This is a genomic window from Bacteroidales bacterium (genome assembly GCA_023229505.1).
GTDB lineage: Bacteria > Bacteroidota > Bacteroidia > Bacteroidales > JAGOPY01 > JAGOPY01.
The window spans coordinates 81793-103464 of record JALNZD010000002.1 but is presented as its reverse complement, the minus strand read 5'-3'; the positions used below and the strand labels follow the sequence as shown (position 1 = coordinate 103464).

Below are 21672 nucleotides of genomic sequence, written 5' to 3'. Positions count from 1 at the left end.
TGACAATTGAGCAAATGAACCTGACCCTGTCTCGTCAGGTTAAAAAAAATCCCTTTCAATACATCTGTTTTGCTAAATATGTCGTATCTTGCATTCATAAAATCCTAACCCTAAGAGCATAGAGACTCCTTCTATTTGCCAATAAGTTGTAATAATCAGTTAAACAAACTTATGTTAAACTTTAAGGAGGAAAATTATGAATAATCAAATTACCATTATGAGGATGCTGCAATTTGCAGCCCTCATCGGATCATCGTTTCTCTTTTCTTTCCAAACCTTTGCTCAGGCTCCGGACTGGGAATGGGCAAAAAGCGCAGGAGGAACACTCTATGACCGGGGCGGTGCCATCACTTACAGCTCAGACGGAAACCTTCTTGTATCCGGATTTTTTGTTGAGAGCGCAACTTTTGACACAACGGTCTTAACCTCCCCTCTTTATGTGGATGTATTTATTGCAAAATACACTACAGCGGGCGCATTGCTTTGGGCAAAGTCTGTGGCAAGTACAACATCATACGGAATACCTGAAGCAATTTACGAAGATGCTTCCGGCAATATTTACATCGTGGGTACTTTCGGTGTTTATGGCGGAACCGGAGAAGACATTACGTTTGATGAGTTTACCACATTAACTTCATGGGGTGACAAGGATATTTTTATTGCGAAATATGACGCACATGGAAATTTTAACTGGGCCAGGCACATTGGAAGCGACCAAAATGATATAAATGTTTCAACCATGGATGATTCAGGTAATATTATCCTCAGCGGAATAATATGGACCACCACTTATTTTAAACCCGGCAGCGATTCGCTGGTACCGCGTCATGTGTATGATATTTTTCTTGCTAAATTGGATACGGCAGGAACTTTTACTTTTCACCGGAACGCTGTTTCATGCACACAAGTGATGTATCCGCAGGACGTAACTACCGACAGCACCGGTAACATTTTTCTTGCAGGCAAGTACAACGGAAGGCCAACATTCGGACTGCCGGCTGATTCCATTGACCTCGAAGAAAGCATTTATAATCCTAAGGGGTTCATCGCCAGGTATGAACCTCTGCTTGGAGACAATACCTGGGCATATGCTGCCAGAAGCACTTCAAGCGGAAATATACCTTTGACTGTTAATTCAAAAGGCGGAGGAAAAATTGTAATGAGCGGAATTTATTATGCAAATGCTTCATTTGGAATTTATCCCGACACTATCACCCTCATTGCACCACCCGCTGCGGGATATGGTGAAATGTACCTGGTGCAGTACGACACCAGCGGAAACGCTGACTGGGCGATCAATGCCGGGCATGCTTCAACCGGGGGCATAAATTTTATGGACGCTTATCACAAAGACGGCCATCTTTATGTTGCAGGTGAATATTCCGCTGGACCTACCGTTTTCGGACAGGGGACCGATGCAGTTACTATCCCTTACCTGCGTGCTTTGTTTGTCGCAAGTTATGATGATGCCGGAAATCTGGATTGGGTTAACATAGCGGGGACTGGTTATGCCGCAGTCGCTGAAAGCGTGGTAACTATGCCTTAAATAATATTTACATTACAGGGTGGTATGATTCCTGGTGCCCTTTTATCGGAACCACTATTTCACTGACCTCTGCCGGATGGGATGATATACTGGTCGCACGATTAGATGACATTTCAGTTTCTGTTTATGAAAATGAATTGAATCAAGATCAATTCATTTTCCCGAATCCCGCTACAGACGGAGTCACATTGAACATTGGCAGGGAAACAAATTGCACAATCCAGATATTTAATTTGCAGGGAGAGGTTCTGTTTAAAACAATAGCGAACACCAGGCAAATTAAACTAGATGTAAGCAATTTACCGAAAGGAGTTTATTTCATTACGGTAATAGATCAAACAGGAAATAAGGTGACGAATAAAATGCTGAAGATGTAACGATTATTCCTTCTTCCCCGCCTGTTTCCGCAAGGCTTCTTCATGGATGGCATGGAGCAGTTTAAGCAGGAAATTCCGGCTCAATCCCCGGGCAGTCCCTTTTTCAAGCCGGTCTTCCACCACCTGCTTCCAACGCTCCAGTTGCAGAAAATCCATCCCTGCCTCCTTCTTGTGCTTGCCAATGTGATTGACGGTTTCCATGCGCTTTCCCAACAACTGCAGAACCTTTTCATCAATTTCATCGATTTCCTTACGCCATTCAACAAGCCTGACATCTTCTTCTCTGGTTGATCCGTGAGGCAACGACAGGCACCGGATCAATTCTTCCAGGGCAGCGGGAGTAAGCTGCTGGTCACGGTCGGTCAGCGCCTTTTCCGGGTGAATATGGGATTCGATCATCAGTCCGTCGAATGCCAGGTCTATGGCAGTCTGTGCAACATGGGGAAGCATCGTCAGGTTTCCGCTGATATGGCTTGGATCAACGAGTACCGGCAGTCCCGGGATAAGCCGCCGCAACTCTATCGGGATCTCCCAGATCGGCAGGTTCCTGAACGGTTTGCTCCTATAAGCGGAAAATCCCCTGTGCACAGCCGCAAGCTTGCGGATGCCCTGCTGACTCAACCTTTCCAACGCACCGATCCACAACAGCAGGTCAGGATTTACCGGGTTCTTCACCAGGACAGGAATGTCCACTCCTTTGAGCGCTTCCGCGATTTCATGGATAGAGAACGGGTTGACGACGGTTCTCGAACCGATCCACAGGATATCGATGCCATGCTTTAAGCAGGCTTCTATATGTGCCGGGATGGCCACCTCGACAGCAGTCCTGAGCCCGGTTTCCTGCCTGACGCGCTTTAGCCAGGGCAATCCTTTATCACCCACTCCCTCGAAGTCACCCGGACGTGTCCGGGGTTTCCAGAGCCCGCAACGGAACGCAGCTACCTGAGGTATTGCAGCCAACCCGTGAGCTGTTTCCAAAACTTGCTCTTCTGTCTCAGCACTGCATGGGCCCGCGATGATCAAAGGATTGTCCTTTACAGGCAGATAATCCTTCAAAGGAAGAATATTTTCTATAATGGCAGGCATGATGCAAAGATATATATTATTTCGCCGGCAGTTCCCTCTTCCCGTCCTACCGTCCTACCGTCTTATCGTTCCACCTTCCAATCATTTTCTTATTTTTGCACTTTAAATTAAAATGTATTATGCTGGATCACGGGATTAAACGGACAAAAATCAAGGAGCTGCTGCAATCTGGTGAAGTCGACAAGGAAGTCGTAGCCAAGGGCTGGGTAAGGACTAAACGGGAGAGCAAGAATGTCACTTTCATCACGCTCAACGATGGATCGACGATTCAAAACCTACAGATGGTGGTGCAACCTGATACTATTGATCAGAATATAATCGAGCGGATAAATACAGGTGCTGGCCTATCGGTCAAAGGTACGCTTATTGAATCCCCGGGCGCAGGCCAGCGCGTTGAGCTTCTGGCAAAAGATATTATTTTATACGGCGAAGCCAATCCCGATGAATTCCCCCTTCAACCTAAAAGACATTCCCTCGAATTCCTCCGTGAAAAAGCCCATTTGCGTTTCAGGACCAATACGTTCGCGGCGGTCACCCGCGTCCGCCACGCCATGATATTCGCTATCCATAAATTCTTTACGGATAAAGGGTTTTATAACATTCACACGCCTATCATCACAGGTTCCGATGCCGAAGGGGCCGGGGAGATGTTCCGGGTTACTATTCTGGATCCCATCAAACCACCCCTTACGGAAACGGGAGAAGTGGATTATAAGCAGGATTTTTTTGGTAAACAGACCAACCTGACGGTATCGGGGCAGCTCGAAGCAGAGCTGGCGGCCCTCGCTTTATCCGACGTATACACCTTTGGTCCGACCTTCCGTGCGGAAAATTCCAACACCAGCCGCCACCTGGCCGAATTCTGGATGATAGAGCCGGAAATGGCCTTTTATGACATCAACGACAACATGGACCTGGCTGAGGAAATGCTGAAATACCTTGTGATCTACGCTCTGGAAAATTGCCGGGAAGACCTGGATTTCCTCGCTAAACGGTTGGAAGACGAAGAAAAGAACAAAAAACAGGAAGAGCGCTCCGCGATGGGTCTTATCGAAAAACTGGAATTCGTCCTGGAAAATGAATTTGAGCGCATCACATACACCGAGGCCATAGATGTACTGATTAATTCCAAACCTAATAAACAAAAGAAATTTCAGTACGTGATAGAGAAATGGGGCACTGATTTACAATCAGAGCATGAACGCTACCTGGTGGAAAAGCACTTTAACAAGCCGGTGATCATCGCTGATTACCCAAGGGAGATCAAGGCATTTTACATGAAGCAGAATGATGACAGCAAGACGGTGAGGGCCATGGATGTGCTGTTCCCTCAGATCGGGGAGATCATAGGCGGCTCACAACGCGAAGAAAACATGGAAAAATTGCAGGAACGCTTCCGGGAGCTGCATATCCCGGAGGAAACGCTTTGGTGGTATTTAGAGACCCGGAAGTTTGGTACGGTGCCGCACAGTGGTTTCGGGCTCGGTTTCGAACGACTCATGCTCTTCATCACCGGCATGGGTAATATCCGCGATGTCATTCCTTTCCCCAGGACGCCGATGAATGCGGAGTTCTGATTAAAAATATTTCCCACTTCCGGTTATCTTCATTAATGATAATTTTGTATCTTTAAATAGAATTTTAAAACAGCATCCCTGTTATGTTAAACCAGCGGCTTCAGCAGAAGTTACTTCAAAAGCTGTCTCCACAGCAGATACTGCTGATGAAGCTGTTGCAAATCCCATCCATGGCCCTGGAGCAGCGGATCAAGCAGGAGATTGAAGAAAACCCTGCCCTCGAAATGCCCGAAGACTCTACTGATAACCAGGAAGAAGAGAAATTCGAAGAAATGGATGATACGCCGGCGGGCACGGAAGATGAACCTGAAACGGATGATTTCAAGGAAAGCAGCCCGGAAGATGAATTCGACTTCAACGATTATCTCGATGAAGATGAGATCCCGGCCTACAGGATGGCAGCCAATAACCAGAGCCCTGATGATGACCAGCGTGATGTGCCCTTCGCAGCAGGCACCAGTTTCCAGGAATACCTGATCTCACAGCTTGGACTCAGGGAGTTGACAGATAAGCAATACCAGATCGGCCTTACGATCATTGGCAACCTTGATGATGCCGGTTATCTCCAGCGTGACCCCGATGCCATGACGGACGACCTTGTTTTTTCACAAAACCTGCATGCCACCAAGGATGAAATCCTCGAAGTGCTGAAAGTCATACAGAACCTCGATCCGCCCGGCATCGGCGCCAGGAATCTGCAGGAATGCCTGCTCATCCAGCTCAGGCGCCAGGAAAACCGGAGCCGCGAAGCGGAGATGGCCGAAATGATCCTTGAAAAGCATTTCGATGAATTCACCAGGAAACACTATGACAAGATCATTAAAAAAGCCCGGATCACCGAAGAGGATCTGAAAGGAGCAATCCAGGAAATCCTCAAACTAAACCCCAAACCGGGCGATTCAGTCAGCGAAACAACCCGGCTGAATAATTATGTCATCCCCGATTTTTCCGTCCGCAATATTAACGGAGAGCTTGAGCTTACCCTGAATTCGCGCAATGCACCGGAACTTCGCATCAACCGGTCTTATATTGACATGATGGAAACCTACTCGGATAACAAACACACTAAAGGCAGGGAAGCCATGCAATTTGTCAAACAAAAGATCGATTCGGCCAAATGGTTTATCGATGCGATCAAGCAACGCCAGAATACCCTTTACCTGACTATGCGGGCGATCATGGACTACCAGGATGATTACTTTCGCACCGGGGATGAAACCAGGCTTAAGCCAATGATCCTGAAAGATATAGCCGAGAAAGTCAACCTCGATATTTCCACCATCTCACGCGTGGCCAACAGCAAATATGTGCAGGCTCCTTTCGGGACTTTCCTGCTGAAAACCTTTTTTTCCGAATCGATGCAGAAGGATTCCGGTGAGGAAGTTTCCACCCGTGAGATCAAAAAAATTCTTTCAAATTTCATTGAAGCGGAAGATAAAAGTAAACCCCTTACCGATGAGCAGCTCACAGAGATACTGAAAGACAAAGGCTATAATATCGCCCGCAGGACTGTAGCCAAATACCGGGAACAACTCAATATTCCGGTCGCCAGGCTGAGGAAAGAACTCTGAGCAAAAACACTTACTTTTACAGTATAATACAATCCTGATGGAAAAGCGAATTGCCCGGGTTATATCCGTTGTGTTTTACCCGCTGTTTGTACCTACTTACGCATTCGCCATTCTGCTGACCATGCCTGCCTATTTTTCAGCCCTGATGCCCACATCAGCAAAATGGCTGGTCATGGGGCTGGTTTTTTTCACTACTTGTATCTTACCGACCCTTTTCTTTATCGTAATGATTAAAAGCGGTATAGTAAATACGACCTATCTCTCTAAACGGGAAGACAGGACACTGCCTTATATCGTAAGCATTATTTTCTTTTACCTGACTTATTATATGCTCAAACGTCTGCAGATTTCCCCGGTCTATTATTATTTCGTGATCGGGGCTACCTTACTGAATATATTGGTCATGGGCATTAACTTTTTGTGGAAGATCAGCAGTCACATGGCCTCAATCGGCGCATTGGCCGGAATGATGGCCGGCTTATCTTATTTTCTTGGAACTTCCTATTTCGGCCTTATCGCTGTAACCATCCTTGTGTCAGGACTTATCGGGTTTGCACGACTGAAGCTACAGGCTCATACTCCTGCCCAAATCTACGCCGGATTTATTTTAGGATTTTTTACGATCGTCGCCCTGTTCCTTTATAAAACCTGAACAGGGTCGGAAATGCTCAGAAGGGCATAAAGGTGATCCCGACAGAGATCGGATAAAGGTCGGGCCCCAGGCCTTTATCAAAGATTTTCGTGACCGAGAAATAGCCCACAACCTGGAACCAGTTGTATCCAATCCTGATAGTAGGACCAAAACGGAACTTGTCGACATTATCTACCTTTTTATTTTTTTGGATGATCTGGTCTCCAGCTAGGTTTTCACCTTTGAACTTGGTTTTTGCGTCGAGCAGGTATCCTAATTTGACACCCACTGATACCCTGAACTTGCTTTTTGTAACCAGCCTCAGTTCCAGCGGAATATCCAGGTAAGTCAGTCCCAGTTTACTTTTTTTATAACTGATGGAATCGGGAATAACAGTAAAACTGATCGTATCGGCCTTAATATTTTCGATAGTGGTATTACTATAAAGATTATGAAAACCCAATCCTGCCCCGATTGCGAAGCTAACCGGGCTATCCCCGAATGGGATATTATACATGACAAAACCACCACCGCCCTGGTTGATCGCATGGACGTTCATCCCTTTAGGCCAGTTCATCCAGAAATCCTGGTAAAGTTCAACGCCAACGCTGACGCGTCTGGCGGTAGTTTCCCCGATAATCTTGCTCTTTTCCTGTGAGAAAGCAAGCAGGGGAAGAAAACAAATGAGGGAAAAAATGATCTTTTTCATGGTGGGCCTTTTTCATTAAATATATCCTGAACAAAGATAAAATATAAAACGACAGCGCCCTGAATTTAGTATCGGAAGATGCCTGTGACTAATAAAGATCGCGGTGGCAATCGGAACATAAATTGCCTTTCCATGCCTGATCCGGATCATCCTGGTGATAGAATTCAAGCGATTGATCGATGCCGGGAATAACCTGCATATTGCCCGGGGTTCCCTGTGCAACAATGGAATGACAAAGATTGCAGTCCTGCGATATTTTCCTGCCGGACGATGTGGTATGTCGGTCGTTATGACAACGAAAACAGCCGTTAAACTCAAGATGCCCGATGTGATTAGGGTATGCATCCCAGTTAACTTTCATTTCAGGGAATATATTTTTTTGATAAGTATCCTGGATGCCTTTAATGGCTTGTTGGATGAGTTCGGGTTTATTTTTGTATAATTCTTCGTAAGTCGAAGAATAATATTCATTCATTCCCTTTTCAATACCCAATATGGCAGAATCGGTCGTGGAATATTCTGTGTTCATTACTTGCAAGGCCATGCTTTTAACATCCGGGAGTTCTTTAGGGATCAAACCTGCCGTGATAGCGGTATTAATCGAAAAAATTGGTGTCTGATAATTATGTGAAGGGCGGTTATGACAATCCATGCAATCCATCTGCCTGGTTTCGAGTGAGTCAATTTGTCCAGGAAGCAAGGCGTTTTCAGGATCCTCGTATTCTAAAACCTCACCGGTTTTCAAATTAGTATAACGAACCCAGGGAATGATCTCTCTGTCGGGAGAAGTCGAGATGTATTCGATCCTGACATCGGAATTTATATGCCAGTGGATGCCTTCCTGCAAACCAAGTGCACTAAGGTTTGGGCCGATTTTCATCTGGAGATGGATATCCCATTCTGTATTTTCAGCATCTGGCAAATAATGCCGCTGGATCCGGAGCTGCCTTGCATAGAACTTTTCAGGCCAGTGGCATTCTTCGCAGGTTTCCCTGGCCGGGCGCAGGTTCCTGATCGGAACCGGAATGGGTCTGGGGAAACTGTTCGTGGTTACGGCATATACCTGGTAAAGTCCAGCAAGCTTCGACCTGACATACCAATCAGCTCCGGATCCCACGTGGCATTCTACACAGGCGACTTTGGCATGCGGTGAATTCTGGTATGCTACATATTCAGGTTTCATAACTGCATGGCATAATGTACCGCAGAATTCAACCGACTCTGTATAGTGAAAGGCTTCATAACTTCCGACAGCTGACAGGAGAAGGAAAATAGTCGAACCCACCGAAAATATCATAAAAGCATTCCTGTGCCTGGGTTCATTAAAGTCGATAGAAGGCCAGGGTGTGGCCATTGTTTCCTTTTCTTTCGCCAGTATTTTAAATCTGATAACCATCCCAATTGGGATCATGATTAATCCTATTACCAACAAAGTAGGTAAGGCGATATAAATGACTATCCCTATATAGGAACCCCCCTGGTTGAAAAGTGAAGTGATCACGAAAAGAAAAACGATCATGAACAGGCTGATCAGTGCGATAGTGGCACCGATAATGGAAGTCCAGTTATAAACGGTTTTTGGAAGCTTTAAATCATTAAATTTCATAAGTAGAGTATTTTTCTCCAGGATTTAAAGATACTATTTTTTATTCAGAATGGTGCCAACCGCTCATCATCGCCCTGAAATGCGTTCCGGCCGGTTTACCGATTGTGCAAAGGTAAATATGCACAACCATGAATATTGATAATATAAATCCCATCAGAATATGCACAAGGTCTGTAAAATGCAAACCACTGGTGCCGAAGATTTTGTCAGAAATGATTATTTCAGGAAAGATCATTGCCCATCCGGTGATAATTGTCAGGGGCATCAGGAAATATAATACCGCTGCATAACTGATTTTCTGCAAAGGATTGAATTTTCTTTCGCTATTGATCGGGTAAGGGGCTTTTTCCCCTTTAAAAATGCCTAACAGATAATAACGGGCCTGGCGCGTAAGCTCTTCTGTGAATCCATTTCTTTTCATCTTGTAAAACCTGCCGTTCGTGGTAACAATATTTCCAATAATAATAAGCAGGTAATTAAGGGAAAGAAGAATGCCGCTGATATTATGGATCGAAACAGCCAGGTCAAATCTCAGCATGGGAAATTCCGGATTGGAATATTGCATGCTCAGGCCGGTAAGGATCAGCACTAAATAGAGGAGGCCATTGAATAAATGCCAGAGTCGTATCCAGATAGGGTATAAGTAAACAGTTGCCATAATCACTTTAATTTTTTGAATGTAATTTTCTCATCACTGCATGAATTAATATTCCAATGATGACCAGGCCGAAGATCCCCAGGCTGGTGATATTCAGCAAATAGTTCCTGTTTGCGCCGATAACATAGGTTTCGGTCAGGATTGCAGCATTAAGGAACCCCTGTTTCCCCCTTTTTTCCTTGGTCTGGAATTTATACAAAGAAGCAAGCAGCAATGAATTCTTTGAATGACATTCAACACATTTTTTAACGGCTTTTTCTTTAGGTAGTATTTTGTGCGCGACCAGGATATTTTCATTGACTTCGGCATGGCATTCGATACACCGGATACTTTTGAAATGTGCCAGGTGATTGGGTAACCATTCGTGCCTGTCGAGCATATTAAATATATCCCGGTCTGAAAGAAGGCCAAAACGGCTTGCATCTGAATGGCAACCCAGGCAGATCTGGTTGTCATACCGGATTGTTTCCGCCAGGTTTTCATTATTTCTCGCACTGATATGATAAGAATGAGGATTGTGACACATCCAGCAGGTAAATTGCTCACTGTGCTTTTCTGAATGAACACTGGCAAGGAATTCCTCGTTAATGGTTTCAAAATGATATTGAGCGAAATTATCATCTCCTCCGTGGCAATCCAGGCAAATAAGCTGGGGCTCAAACCTGAGTTCATTAGGGTGTGGAAAGCTGGAGGCATATTCAGAGGAATGGCAGTCTGTGCAACTGAAGCTTCTGTGGTTTGATTTATAGAAAGCGCCTGAGTCAATGATGTAATAAGGATTCATCCTTTCTTTCACATCACTTCCAACCGATTCGTTATAATAGGAGAAATATTTTTCGCCGTGGCATTTCAGGCATTTGTGATTGGAATCCCTGGATTCAGGTGAACCAGGCGCCGTATCCTGAGCTGTTAATCCGACATTCAGGATGACTAACAGTAAAACAGTAAATGATTTCCACATTCGAAACACAATTATTTATGAGTAATAATGATGAGAATAGAAATAGATTAAAATTAAAGGGTGCATCTCGCCATCTTAAAATGGGAAAATGCACCCTTATAAATCAGTAATCATTGACTATTTTTTAAAAATTCCACTGACGGGTAATATTAAAACCAATAAAGATGTTCCTGGTGCCTTTGAAGAACTCATTCTGGTTTTTCATTACGTTGTACTGGGGTACCAGATAGTTTGCTGATCCTGCAAAAACCTGGAAGGTATGCGTGGCTGTGGCAACTTCGTAACCGATCCCGAAATTATATTTGGGCTGATCTTTGATTTCGAGCCATTCCTTGATGCCATCAATTTTCAGGGGCAGGTCGCAGTTGATAATAATAGACGACTGCGGGCTGAATTTAATCCTTCCCAGTACGTGTAAGGCAATCTTATCATGATCATATAGGGAATCCACCTGATTGAAGTGGGTGAAGCTCCCGCCAACGGTCATGGTGAACCACTTGCAGAATTGACGGGTAACCATCAGCTCATTAAAGTAGGCAGCACGGTTTCCAAACTTGTATTGTTCCCCGAATTTCGCCTTGTCGCGTGCGTCAATCGAAAAATTTCCATAATAAGTGACATCCACCGGCGATTTATTGTCGCGGCTTTGTTTCAGGATGTTGACTTTAAGGCTGAGATCCTGAAGTTTGTAATTCTTAGTGGTGCCAATCCCGATCTGGGCCCAGTCGGTAATGGAATAATTAAGGGCTAGTCGGATATTGGCTGCCCCATATATACCGATAAAATCCGACAATCCGTTTTCCATACTGCCAAACCGGTGCTGCATCGTAAATTCAAGTGATTTAGCCGATGGCATGACATTGGTCTGGTTATCGATCAGCATTCCGCCATCATAGGGAGTTCTGACCGGTTTTCCCTCCTTGACAATGAAATATCCCAGAAGGCTTTTGTTGGCATTGACAGCAGGTTTTGCTTCCTGAGTATCCTGGGCAAGGATAGAGCTGGTGCCGAACCATGCCAGGAAGAGTACGATTATAATTTTTTTCATGATCCTTATTGAATTAAGAAATTGAAAATCCCGTTAATTATTCAGTGCACCTTCCTGGATCCATTGCAAGACGATCTCCGGGTCACCGACTTTGGTATACTGGTTCATGCTGCCCCCTGTTGCCATCTTGATATAGAGTTTGCTGTTTTCAGGGGTAGCCACGTCGATCAGGTTTTCAGCAAAAAGATCAGCATAAGCATTGGCTGGGGTCAGATCAGGGGGTATACCGCCGGTTGAATGGCAGCTGGTGCAACTCTCTGTAAAGATAGGAACGACTTCCATAGAGAAACTGGTAGTATCGCCAGGTGGCGGAGGAACATAATCAACAGGATCGAGCCATTCATACTGGCATGATTGCCAGGCCATGATCCCTATCAGGGCAATAATCAGTAAGATAAACTTTTTCATATCGATTGTTTTTTCAAATTTAAATAAAAAAAGGCTTCATTAGACTGAAGCCTTTTTTATCAATTAAATACCATATTTATTGGAGGGATGCGATTGAATTTTCAAGTACCTTCTCAACGAATTTCGGATTGTGAACACCCAGGCTCAAGTCATATTTTACGCTGATAAAGTTCCAGTAAGCGCCGGCAACCTTGTTGGGATAATCACCCTTAACGGCATATCCGCCAGTTCCGGCCGGATTGTAAATTCCGGCGGCTTCCAGTAAGGTTCCAAGCTCTTCCAGGAGTAATGTAACATCTGCCTGCAACTCTTCAACGTTTGTAATAGCTTCATCCGCGGTGTGACAGGGTTCACAGCCTGCGGTATTAATTTCTCCTTCAGCTTCATTGTAAATACGGAATGTATGACCACCTGCATCATAACCCATAGCTGATGCCATATGGCAGGTAACGCAAGTATTCTCGATATTGATGTGCGAACTGTTGTTATATCCGGTTCCGACGAGGTAATACGCAGTTCCTGTCAGTGTTGAACTTTGGCCTCCATAATGGGGGGCAAACCTCGTGGAAGTTACAGTATAAATTGCATCAGGCTGCGTAACATCAGGAACCTGGTATGAGATTCTCGGCTGATGACACTGAGCACAAAGATTGCCTTTGCCAAAGTCAAAAGTATTTTGTGCCAGCCAGGAAGGAGATGCTTCGGTTTTCCTGAGTGCCCAGTCGGCTCCGGTATAGGTATCGTGAATCTTGTGGCAGGTGTAACAGTTAATATTTGACGGATTCTCAGGGGATGCAACTACTCCTGTACTGTCAGTGAGGAGTACTTCTTTAAAGCCCTGGCTGGTGTGGCAGGGGGCACAGGTGGTTCCGTTCTCGAACTGGAGTCCGCTAGTGGCATGGAATGAATTTGCCCATTGGCCAATTTTTGTTTCCACTGTTTCAGAGTTGTCATGGCATGTTCCGCATACAGCGGTGCCGTCGGTTCCATTAATCCCGTCTTCTCCGTTTGTACCGTCTTTACCAGCAGGGCCGGCAGGGCCTTCCTTGGTACAGGCACTGATTACGATCAGTGACACAACAATGGCCACTGAAAAAAGCATTGAAAGTAATTTGAATTTTTTCATATTGCGCGTTGTTTTAGAATTTTAAAAAATAGTGAGGCAATATTACTCACATTCATTAATGTTTATGTGTATTTGAGTGGTGATATTTATCCAAAAAGAAATATATAATAAAACAATAATATATTGATATATATCAATTAGAAATTAAAAAAAAGTAAATAATATAATGTAAAAAACAGAAGATCAATGCATTGAAATCTGGTAGGAAAATTCAAATGCTGATTGAATTTTTATTTAGAATGAATATAAATTTCAGGTCAGAAAGGGTTAGCCGTTTTCAGAGATGTTAAACAGGGCCTTTTCATTGAGAATTTTCAACTCGTTACCATTCAACGAGATCAGTTCTGCATCTTTAAAGTCTTTCAGGACCCGGATGGTGCCTTCCTTTGTGATAGACGCCAGATCAGCTATATCCTGGCGTGTGATGGTCAGGGTGTATGGATTGGATTTATAAATACTATTATAAAGGTAAAGGATAACTTCAGCCACCCTGCCTGGCATTTGTTTTTGTGCAAGTGTCCTGAATTTCCTGTAATGGCGGATATCGCGCAAATTGGACCTTTTTTGCATCTCAATGGCGAAAAGTGCATTGGTGCGGATAAGCTCTTCAATTGCCTGCCTTTCCACATGACAGGCAAGCGTGTCTTCCACAGCGACGACCGAGAAATGATGCATGTTATCGGTAAACATTCCTGGGCTGCCAATCATTTCACCAGGGCCAATCAATGAAAGGATGAAGTTTTTTCTTTTCCTTGTTTCGAGGTAAACCTTAATGAGCCCTTCGAGTATGCAGATTGTATGGGTGAATGATGTCCCTTGCTTGAAGATAGTCTCTCCGGAATGGTATAAAACCTCATAGCGTTTTTCATCAATAATTTTAAAATCCTCTTCGCGTAAAACTTTAAATACCTCGATCCGCTTTTTACATTGATTACAATCGCTTTGTTTAAATATTTTAGCCATAAGAGAATTGTCTGTCTTGATTTAGAAGTTCAAATATACGATAAATATATATTAATTGAGATGACATCTCAATCTGCTATTAAGTTTGAGATGCCATCTCATCACATAGAAATTATCCTTATAATTGCTTATTAATTAACATCTACCCCGATGAAACAAAAACCACAATTATCGTTCTGGCAAATATGGAACATGAGTTTTGGCTTCCTGGGCATTCAGTTTGGCTTTGCTTTGCAAAATGCCAATGTGAGCCGAATCTTTGAAACCCTTGGGGCCAAAGTTGAAGATATTCCCATCTTATGGATTGCCGCCCCGGTCACAGGACTGATCATTCAGCCTATCATCGGGCATATGAGCGACAACACGTGGACGCGGCTTGGACGTCGGCGTCCTTATTTCCTTGCGGGTGCTATCCTGGCTTCCCTGGCATTGCTTATCATGCCCAATTCACCTGCTTTATGGGTTGCTGCCGGAATGCTTTGGATCATGGACGCCTCTATTAATATTTCCATGGAACCCTTCAGGGCTTTCGTTGGTGATATGCTGCCTGCCCGCCAGAGGACCATGGGTTTCGCTATGCAGAGTTTCTTTATCGGCACCGGCGCCGTGGTGGCTTCGGCATTGCCCTACATCATGACCAATTTCTTTGGTATTGAGAATACTGCACCTGAAGGTCAGATCCCACCTTCGGTTAAGTTTTCTTTTTATATCGGTGCGGCGGTATTTTTCCTGGCAGTGCTATATACCGTATTTAGAACGAAGGAATACTCCCCGGAAGAGATGAAAGAGTTTAACAAGACTGATCAGCAGAACAAGGCTGAAACCAGGGAAGAAAGGGATGAAATTTTACCGGCACAACGCTTTATGAATAAAAGTTATTACTGGATCCTGGCGGGTGTTCTCATATCTGTTCTGATATACTGGTACAAATTGCAGGCGGAATTATTCATTCTTTCATTCGGCCTGCTTGTTTTTGGATTTATTCAACTGATAACCGGCCTTCTCATTCGTAATGGAAATGACCGGAATGGTTTCGTGGTGGTCATCAACGACCTTTTTAAGATGCCCACAACGATGAAACAGCTTGCCATTGTGCAATTTTTTTCCTGGTTTGCTTTGTTCGCTATGTGGATCTATACCACTGCTGCGGTAACCAGCTCAAAATACGACATGAAGCTGGATAAAGATACTTTTCAGCAATTAGTTATGGCTATTGATCAACCAGCCGGTGAAAATACGGCCGACTTTCAGGATGAAACTCAGGGGATCAGGAAGGAACTTGCCCGTTTGGGCAACCGGTTTGAAAAAGGCAAGGAAGTTGCCATTTCCATGAAGCTCGTTCAGTTTTTTACGGATTCAAAAAGGAATGAATTCCTCAAGCTGGACCCAAAGATCATTGATCGCCTGCAGCATGTCAATAAAGAATACAACAAGGGTGCCGATTGGGTTGGGGTCCTGATGGCCGTTTATAATGGGTTTGCTGCCATTATGGCTTTTTTGATCATCGGGTTAGCCAATGTGATCGGAAGGAAAAGGGCACATGCCATCAGCCTTTTAGTGGGCGGCATCAGCCTGGCTTCTTTCTTCCTTATTCAAAATCCAAATATGCTGATCATTTCCGAACTCGGGATCGGTCTTGCCTGGGCCAGTATCCTGGCCATGCCCTATGCGATTCTCACAGGATCGTTACCTCAGCACAAACTGGGGACCTATATGGGGATCTTCAACTTTTTTATTGTGATCCCTCAGATCCTGGCTGCCAGTATCCTGGGCTTCTTCGTCAAATCATTTGCCGATGGGGAGGCGATATATGCCCTTATCCTTGGCGGGATTTCGATGGTAATAGCCGCAGTACTGGTCTTATTTGTCAGGGATGTAGATGAGTAGGAACTAATAAAAGGTACTTGCGTCGTTGTAATTCAAACTCAAGAATGGTTTTATAGGTATATCCGGATAAACTGGCCTTGTCGCCTCCGCTAAAAAGGTCGGAAAACGGGTGAAAAGGATATATCGCCAGGTTTCCCGTTTCACGCCGGACAGAATAATCCTGAAGGATGATCTTTTCCACAATATAAAATTCGCCCGGAACTACCTGGTCCTTGATTGGCACCACTTCATTCCGTTCCCTTTCCAGGTAAAAAACAGATTGCATGGGAAAATAGGTTGGCCGCAATATGCACACTTGCTGTCCTTGGATAATCCCAGCTATGTCTAATGCGGCCTGCCTGTTTTCCGGGGCGACCCCTTCAGTCGCACGGACAGGCAAAACAGTAAAACCGAATAAAAACCGAAGTACCACCATCGCAAATAATAAGGAGAAGATGGAATAGAGCGGTTTTTTAAGTTGAAAAATAAAAATTACTGCCATCAATATAAATGAAGACAGGCAAATCAGCAACAGGTTTGGAATAAAGTTCATTTGCCCGACAAATAAAGGAACGAGGCAGGCAATAGCTCCAAAAGCAAGTGCTGTACTGATTATTATATTGAAGACCCTGAATTTCCTGTCTTCTTTTGTAAAATTATTAAGGTAGAAATAAGTAAGGATCTGGACAATAAAAGGATAAAGCATGATGATGTACCGTTGCTTGCCACCCGGGGGGAGCCAGTACATGGGGAAATGGACGATCAGCATAAGCAGGGCGAATTTCATAAGGGAATTACTCCTGATAACCTTGATGAATGACTTACGAAAAGTAAAAATGATCAGTACCGATGCCGGGAGGAGGTTCATCAGCGTATCCAGGGGATACAAGGCCATATGCTGAAGATAATCCCAAAAGGTATCGCCTGAAAATCTTTTGCCGGATTCAACCGAAAGGCTGAGCAGGTAACGGATAGCATCTCCCTGTTGGTTGTATGCCAGGAAGTATCCGCCTGTGATGATCAGGTAAAGTAAAATACCAGCGAGGTGGGGCAGGCTGAACAGTTTTTTAAATTCTTTATTTACTATAAAGAAAACCAGAAGCGACAGTCCGGTATATAACATGGAAGGGAGGCCTTTGGTCAGGGTTCCGATGGCTCCAAGGAAATAAACCATCAGAAAAAGAAGGAAATACTTTTTCTGCTGCTGAAAATGAAACATGCTGATGAGGCTCGCATAGGTAACCATGCTGTAAAAAATGTCAATTTCCGCCAGCAGGGAATTGAAAAAAAGATTTCCGGCTGCTGTCACAAAAAGAAAAGCTGATAATGCCCCAAAACTCAGGCTTACATATTTTTTCCCGGCCCAAAAAATGATCAGGCCGAATATAAAAAGGGAAACTACGGTCGTAAAGCGGGAAATGAATTCCGAAGGACCACCCGTAAGGTCGTATAAAGAGGCAAGGATCCAATTAAAGACAGGGGGTTTGAGATAATAATATTCACCATTGATTGTAGGAACCAGCCAGTTGCCGCGAATGAGCATTTCGATGGCAATCACGGCGCGCCTGGGCTCTTCCGCATAAAGCGGAACGATACCCAGGTTAATCAATAGCGCCGGGATCAGCAGAAATAGCAGTCCGATCAGCGCCCATCGTTCCTTTTTATTAAAAGAATACAATCTAAATAGAATTCAATTTATCAGGACAAAACCTTATATTCTTTGGATATGAAGATGTCGGCCTTAGGTTTTAATGCCTGTACCATTCTGTGTTCCTGCTCGAGGACGGCCATGCGGTATTCATTCTGGGGTTCCTTTCCCCTGACAACCTGTGCTTTCTTGGTTTCATGGTAAGTCAGTTCAAGAAACACCCTGAGGTCGGCCCCATCAGTTTTAATTGCATACAGACCATCGATGACCAGCATACCGATCCCATTGAAATCGGTTGTTAGTTGGTCAATCTGTTCGGTGACCAGATCAACGCAAGGCATGGTCGATTTGCGGTTATTTTTGAAATCATCGATGTTGCGATAGATGGCGTCCCAGTCGTATTCCCCATAGCCAACGACATTTTCGATGCCGTGTTTCTTACGCCATTCGGTGCGTTCCAGCGGATGAATGCGGTAATAATTATCGATGTGAATGGGTTTGGCCATGATGCCGTGCTTCCGGAGCCCCTTGGCAATAACATGGGCCAGTTCGGACTTCCCCGAGCCGGATTCGCCTGATATGGCAATTATGAATTTATCCTTTTTCCTCTCGAGGATTTTCTGAATAATTGCCTCCCCGGCATTCCGGTGTTTATCTTCAATAAGTAATATGTCTCCAAGCATGACCTGTATTTTTTTATTTCAAATTTCAAATTCCATCCATTCCCAGCTTTCAAGATCAAAAACCTGATCCATGATTCCTATTTTCAAGCTGTCGGCTTTATCACTGTCCACCCTGATGCGGAGGGTTTCACGGGTTACTTCACACTCATATTCATCTCCCCGGAAATTGAAGGAAAAGCTGATCTTTCTCCAATGTTCCGGTAGATTAGGATTAAAACGGGGAAAATCTCCATGAAGATCCAGACCGGCAAAAGATGCAAGGGCCACCCAAACGGTCCCTGCCATGACTCCCGCATGGATGCCTTCGGCGGTTGTGCCTCCCTGGATATCGTTATAATCGCTGGTCAGGGCATCGAAATAAAGTTCCCAGCTCAATTGATGATCACCCGTCAGGTTTGCCAGCTGGGCATGCACGACACGGCTGAGGGTGGAGCCATGCGACGTCCGGGCCAGGTAATACTTCAGGTTCTTCATCAGGTAATCCTCCGGAAGGCGGTAATCCAACCGGTCCAGAATCCGGTCGACTTCTTCTTTGCTGAGGTTGTAAAATGTCATGAGGGTATCGGCCTGCTTGGCCACTTTATACTCATCAGGCATTTTACCCTCTGCCTTCAGGATACGGTCCATCCGGTAAATATTGTTGTATTTTCTCCGGTATTCTTCAAAATCAAGTTCTTTCAGGTCGAAATAGCCATCATACTGGGCGATGATGCCATCACCGGAAATGACCAGGTTGATCCGTGAAGCAATATCGTTCCATCGTTCCGTTTCACCGCTGGTGAGCCGGAGCCGCTCCAGCACCGCATCTTTCTTCTCCTCATCCATTGATGCAAGCAATTCGCCTGCTTTCTCAAACATCCAGGCAACCATCAGGTTGGTATAAGCGTTGTCTTTGAGTCCACCTTCGTTCGTATCCTGGTATTTCTCATGAAATTCATCCGGGCCCATTACCTTGATGATCTCGTATCTTCCCGTTACCCGGTTGAGTTTACTTTTACTTGCCCAGAAGCAACAAATCTCAAATAAAAGCTCCGCTCCATATTCTTCCATGAATTGCATATCGCCGGTAACATGGTAATACTGCCAGATGTTATAGGCGATCGCCAGTGAAACATGCCGTTGCAAAGAGCTATGATCGGCGCCCCATTCACCTGAATTGGGATTAAGGTGGATGACCTGAGTTTCTTCCCGGCCATTGCTGCCGCTTTGCCAGGGGAACATAGCACCCTGGTGACCGTATTCGCGGGCATATTTACGTGCCTCTTCCAGCCTGCGATAGCGGTACATAAGAATTGAACGCGCGACTTCTTTAAAATGGAGATTGTAGAACGGGAGAATAAATAATTCATCCCAGAAGATATGCCCGCGGTAGGCTTCCCCATGCAGTCCCCTGGCAGGGATACCCGCGTCAATCGATGCATTCAGCGGGGAAGTGGTCACCATCATGTGGTAGAGGTGCAAACGCAGCAGTTTTTGGGCCAGGCGGTCACCGGCAATCCGTATATCAATGCAATCCCAGATCTCTTCCCATCTTAATGCTGATTTTTCGAGGACGTCATCGAAGGTTTTATACTGTTTACAGATTTCGAGGGCTTTTTCCAGCGGGTCAACCTCTTGTTGCCCGGTATTATGGTAAAGGGCGACAATTTTCTGTACCCGCAGAAATTCACCTTGCTGAACCCGTTGGGTGAATTCAATCTGTGATCTGCCCGCGGTATGGCTCTTATGGAAGTGAACATATTCACGGTCTTTACCTTCAAAAACAGTCACCTGGGCTGCTGCAGCGATAACTGTGTGCGATTGGGTGGTTTTAACCACGATGAATTGGATGTTCTCTTCAGAACCAAGCAAAACAGGTTCAATGTGTTTTTGATTAAGCTGGCCGTACCTTTCTACCCCGGCATTGATATGGTCGCCATGGAGCCCTGACCTCACTGTAATCTTCCCGGAATAATTCAGGGGTGTGATGGTATATTCCTGGGCGGCCAGGTTAGGATTGTCCATGCTGGCCATGCGACGGGTGCCGATCAGGGTTTCCCTTCCTTTTTCATCCCTGACCACGAGCCTGCGATAAAGGACGCCGTTGTTGAACCGGAGTACCCGTCTGACTTCAAGGATTTCAGCCTTGTTAATGTCGAAAAATTCATCATCATTAATTCTGAATGAAACTGGCAACCAATTGATAACATTGACAAAATCTTCATTTTCAGTATCAAGGCCGCCTACTTTTGAGATAAGGCGGTTAAAAACCCCGGCCATGTAGGTCCCCGGATAATTAAACTGCCCCACTTCCGCTTCAGCCATTGCCCCACGTGTCCCAAAATAACCATTTCCGACAGTCAGCAGGGCCTCCCTGGTTTTTTCCTTCCCAGGGACATAATCGTGATAGGTAATCGACCAATTATCGAAGAAAAAGCCTTGTTTAAACCATTGGCTGATGCTTTCAAAACCGAAGTCCGCCATATCTTTCACAACAATATCGGCGCCATTGGCATACAGCTCCTTTTCGTTTTCTTCGCGGGCGATGCCCAGGACCAGCCCAAAATTACCTTTTCGCCCTGCTTCCACACCTGAAACGGCATCTTCGACCACTACCGCACGGTCATAGGTAACACCGAGATTATCAGCTGCCACGGTAAAAATATCAGGTTGAGGTTTACCTTTTAAACCTAATTCGGCGCTCACTTCGCCATCGACACGGGTTTCGAAAAGATCAAGCAGGCCGGCTGTTTCAAGTACCTGCCTGCAGTTCTTGCTGGAAGAAGCCACACCTACGCGGATACCTTCTTCTTTTAACCGGTGGATCAGGGCTACGGTTGATTCATAAACCTGGACGCCATCCGTTTTCAAGGCTTCATTAAAAGCGATGTTTTTCCTGTTGCCAATCCCGCAGACTGTCTCCATTTTAGTGTCATCTGAAGGATTACCATAAGGGATGCTGATCCCTCTTGATTCGAGGAATGATTCTACGCCTTTATACCTAGGTTTTCCATCAACAAAAGGAAGATAATCATCCTTGAGGGTAAATTCCCTGAAAGGCTCACCGTACTTCGTTTCCCTCTCCCTGAGGTAACCGTCGAACATTTTTTTCCAGGCAGCACTGTGTACCAGGGCAGTTTTCGTGATCACCCCGTCGAGGTCAAAAATAACAGCATCAAATGCGTGCAATTCCATTTTCTAAGACTTTTGAGACAGCATCTGTCATCCA

The 21672-nt window shown here is 44.9% G+C and carries 17 protein-coding genes; 5 read left to right on the top strand and 12 right to left on the bottom strand.

The window, feature by feature from the left end; all coding sequences use genetic code 11:
• Positions 1-196 precede the first annotated feature (196 nt).
• Entirely contained in the window at positions 197-1546 is a 1350-nt protein-coding gene (locus tag M0Q51_01220; protein MCK9398599.1) for a hypothetical protein, read from the top strand.
• Positions 1547-1926: 380 nt separating this feature from the next.
• On the opposite strand, the gene M0Q51_01215 is transcribed toward M0Q51_01220, so the two are convergent.
• Entirely contained in the window at positions 1927-3009 is a 1083-nt protein-coding gene (locus M0Q51_01215) for a bifunctional 3-deoxy-7-phosphoheptulonate synthase/chorismate mutase type II (GenBank protein ID MCK9398598.1), read from the bottom strand.
• Positions 3010-3128: 119 nt separating this feature from the next.
• Between M0Q51_01215 and asnS the strand changes: the two genes are divergently transcribed.
• The 3 genes from asnS (at position 3129) to M0Q51_01200 (ending at position 6809) form a co-directional block, all read left to right on the top strand.
• Complete coding sequence (gene asnS, locus M0Q51_01210; GenBank protein MCK9398597.1) at positions 3129-4586, top strand: asparagine--tRNA ligase; 1458 nt, start codon at positions 3129-3131, stop codon at positions 4584-4586.
• A gap of 83 nt (positions 4587-4669) precedes the next feature.
• Positions 4670-6157, top strand: a complete 1488-nt coding sequence (gene rpoN / locus M0Q51_01205; protein ID MCK9398596.1) for an RNA polymerase factor sigma-54 — start codon at positions 4670-4672, stop codon at positions 6155-6157.
• A 37-nt stretch (positions 6158-6194) separates the two neighbouring features.
• Positions 6195-6809 carry a hypothetical protein gene (locus M0Q51_01200; GenBank protein ID MCK9398595.1) on the top strand — a complete coding sequence of 205 codons (615 nt, stop codon included), beginning with the start codon at positions 6195-6197 and terminating at the stop codon, positions 6807-6809.
• A 16-nt stretch (positions 6810-6825) separates the two neighbouring features.
• Here M0Q51_01200 and M0Q51_01195 read toward each other — a convergent pair whose 3' ends face one another.
• The 8 genes from M0Q51_01195 to M0Q51_01160 all read right to left on the bottom strand — a co-directional run bounded on the left by M0Q51_01195 (position 6826) and on the right by M0Q51_01160 (position 14267).
• A complete protein-coding gene (locus M0Q51_01195) occupies positions 6826-7497 on the bottom strand; it encodes a PorT family protein (protein MCK9398594.1) in 672 nt (223 codons plus the stop codon).
• Between the two features lie 88 nt (positions 7498-7585).
• Positions 7586-9103, bottom strand: coding sequence for a NapC/NirT family cytochrome c (locus M0Q51_01190; protein MCK9398593.1), 1518 nt, complete (start codon positions 9101-9103; stop codon positions 7586-7588).
• Positions 9104-9143: 40 nt separating this feature from the next.
• Positions 9144-9761, bottom strand: coding sequence for a cytochrome b/b6 domain-containing protein (locus M0Q51_01185; protein MCK9398592.1), 618 nt, complete (start codon positions 9759-9761; stop codon positions 9144-9146).
• A 7-nt stretch (positions 9762-9768) separates the two neighbouring features.
• Positions 9769-10722 carry a cytochrome c3 family protein gene (locus M0Q51_01180; GenBank protein ID MCK9398591.1) on the bottom strand — a complete coding sequence of 318 codons (954 nt, stop codon included), beginning with the start codon at positions 10720-10722 and terminating at the stop codon, positions 9769-9771.
• A 124-nt stretch (positions 10723-10846) separates the two neighbouring features.
• Entirely contained in the window at positions 10847-11770 is a 924-nt protein-coding gene (locus M0Q51_01175; GenBank protein ID MCK9398590.1) for a DUF5777 family beta-barrel protein, read from the bottom strand.
• Positions 11771-11803: 33 nt separating this feature from the next.
• Positions 11804-12178 carry a cytochrome c gene (locus M0Q51_01170; protein ID MCK9398589.1) on the bottom strand — a complete coding sequence of 125 codons (375 nt, stop codon included), beginning with the start codon at positions 12176-12178 and terminating at the stop codon, positions 11804-11806.
• 76 nt (positions 12179-12254) lie between these two features.
• On the bottom strand, positions 12255-13304 hold the full coding sequence (locus M0Q51_01165) for a hypothetical protein (GenBank protein ID MCK9398588.1): 1050 nt from the start codon (positions 13302-13304) through the stop codon (positions 12255-12257).
• Between the two features lie 267 nt (positions 13305-13571).
• Positions 13572-14267: a Crp/Fnr family transcriptional regulator gene (locus tag M0Q51_01160; protein ID MCK9398587.1), complete on the bottom strand. Its 696-nt coding sequence runs from the start codon at positions 14265-14267 to the stop codon at positions 13572-13574.
• 150 nt (positions 14268-14417) lie between these two features.
• Here M0Q51_01160 and M0Q51_01155 point away from each other — a divergent pair, with 150 nt between their 5' ends.
• Positions 14418-16154, top strand: a complete 1737-nt coding sequence (locus M0Q51_01155) for an MFS transporter (protein MCK9398586.1) — start codon at positions 14418-14420, stop codon at positions 16152-16154.
• Here M0Q51_01155 and M0Q51_01150 read toward each other — a convergent pair.
• The 3 genes from M0Q51_01150 to M0Q51_01140 are packed head-to-tail and all read right to left on the bottom strand — an operon-like array spanning position 16135 to position 21638.
• Entirely contained in the window at positions 16135-17811 is a 1677-nt protein-coding gene (locus M0Q51_01150) for a hypothetical protein (GenBank protein MCK9398585.1), read from the bottom strand. The genes M0Q51_01155 and M0Q51_01150 overlap by 20 nt on opposite strands.
• Before the next feature lie 20 nt (positions 17812-17831).
• Positions 17832-18464: a hypothetical protein gene (locus tag M0Q51_01145; GenBank protein MCK9398584.1), complete on the bottom strand. Its 633-nt coding sequence runs from the start codon at positions 18462-18464 to the stop codon at positions 17832-17834.
• A gap of 18 nt (positions 18465-18482) precedes the next feature.
• Positions 18483-21638, bottom strand: a complete 3156-nt coding sequence (locus tag M0Q51_01140; GenBank protein ID MCK9398583.1) for a beta-phosphoglucomutase family hydrolase — start codon at positions 21636-21638, stop codon at positions 18483-18485.
• Between the last annotated feature and the right edge of the window lie 34 nt (positions 21639-21672).

Bases quoted from the DNA above. Each gene is read 5' to 3' on its own strand.
- M0Q51_01215 (MCK9398598.1), bottom strand. From the start codon at position 3,009: ATGCCTGCCATTATAGAAAATATTCTTCCTTTGAAGGATTATCTGCCT.
- M0Q51_01140 (MCK9398583.1), bottom strand. From the start codon at position 21,638: ATGGAATTGCACGCATTTGATGCTGTTATTTTTGACCTCGACGGGGTG.
- asnS (MCK9398597.1), top strand. From the start codon at position 3,129: ATGCTGGATCACGGGATTAAACGGACAAAAATCAAGGAGCTGCTGCAA.
- M0Q51_01180 (MCK9398591.1), bottom strand. From the start codon at position 10,722: ATGTGGAAATCATTTACTGTTTTACTGTTAGTCATCCTGAATGTCGGA.
- M0Q51_01155 (MCK9398586.1), top strand. From the start codon at position 14,418: ATGAAACAAAAACCACAATTATCGTTCTGGCAAATATGGAACATGAGT.
- M0Q51_01195 (MCK9398594.1), bottom strand. From the start codon at position 7,497: ATGAAAAAGATCATTTTTTCCCTCATTTGTTTTCTTCCCCTGCTTGCT.
- M0Q51_01200 (MCK9398595.1), top strand. From the start codon at position 6,195: ATGGAAAAGCGAATTGCCCGGGTTATATCCGTTGTGTTTTACCCGCTG.
- M0Q51_01175 (MCK9398590.1), bottom strand. From the start codon at position 11,770: ATGAAAAAAATTATAATCGTACTCTTCCTGGCATGGTTCGGCACCAGC.
- M0Q51_01170 (MCK9398589.1), bottom strand. From the start codon at position 12,178: ATGAAAAAGTTTATCTTACTGATTATTGCCCTGATAGGGATCATGGCC.
- M0Q51_01165 (MCK9398588.1), bottom strand. From the start codon at position 13,304: ATGAAAAAATTCAAATTACTTTCAATGCTTTTTTCAGTGGCCATTGTT.
- M0Q51_01160 (MCK9398587.1), bottom strand. From the start codon at position 14,267: ATGGCTAAAATATTTAAACAAAGCGATTGTAATCAATGTAAAAAGCGG.
- M0Q51_01185 (MCK9398592.1), bottom strand. From the start codon at position 9,761: ATGGCAACTGTTTACTTATACCCTATCTGGATACGACTCTGGCATTTA.
- rpoN (MCK9398596.1), top strand. From the start codon at position 4,670: ATGTTAAACCAGCGGCTTCAGCAGAAGTTACTTCAAAAGCTGTCTCCA.
- M0Q51_01190 (MCK9398593.1), bottom strand. From the start codon at position 9,103: ATGAAATTTAATGATTTAAAGCTTCCAAAAACCGTTTATAACTGGACT.
- M0Q51_01220 (MCK9398599.1), top strand. From the start codon at position 197: ATGAATAATCAAATTACCATTATGAGGATGCTGCAATTTGCAGCCCTC.
- M0Q51_01145 (MCK9398584.1), bottom strand. From the start codon at position 18,464: ATGCTTGGAGACATATTACTTATTGAAGATAAACACCGGAATGCCGGG.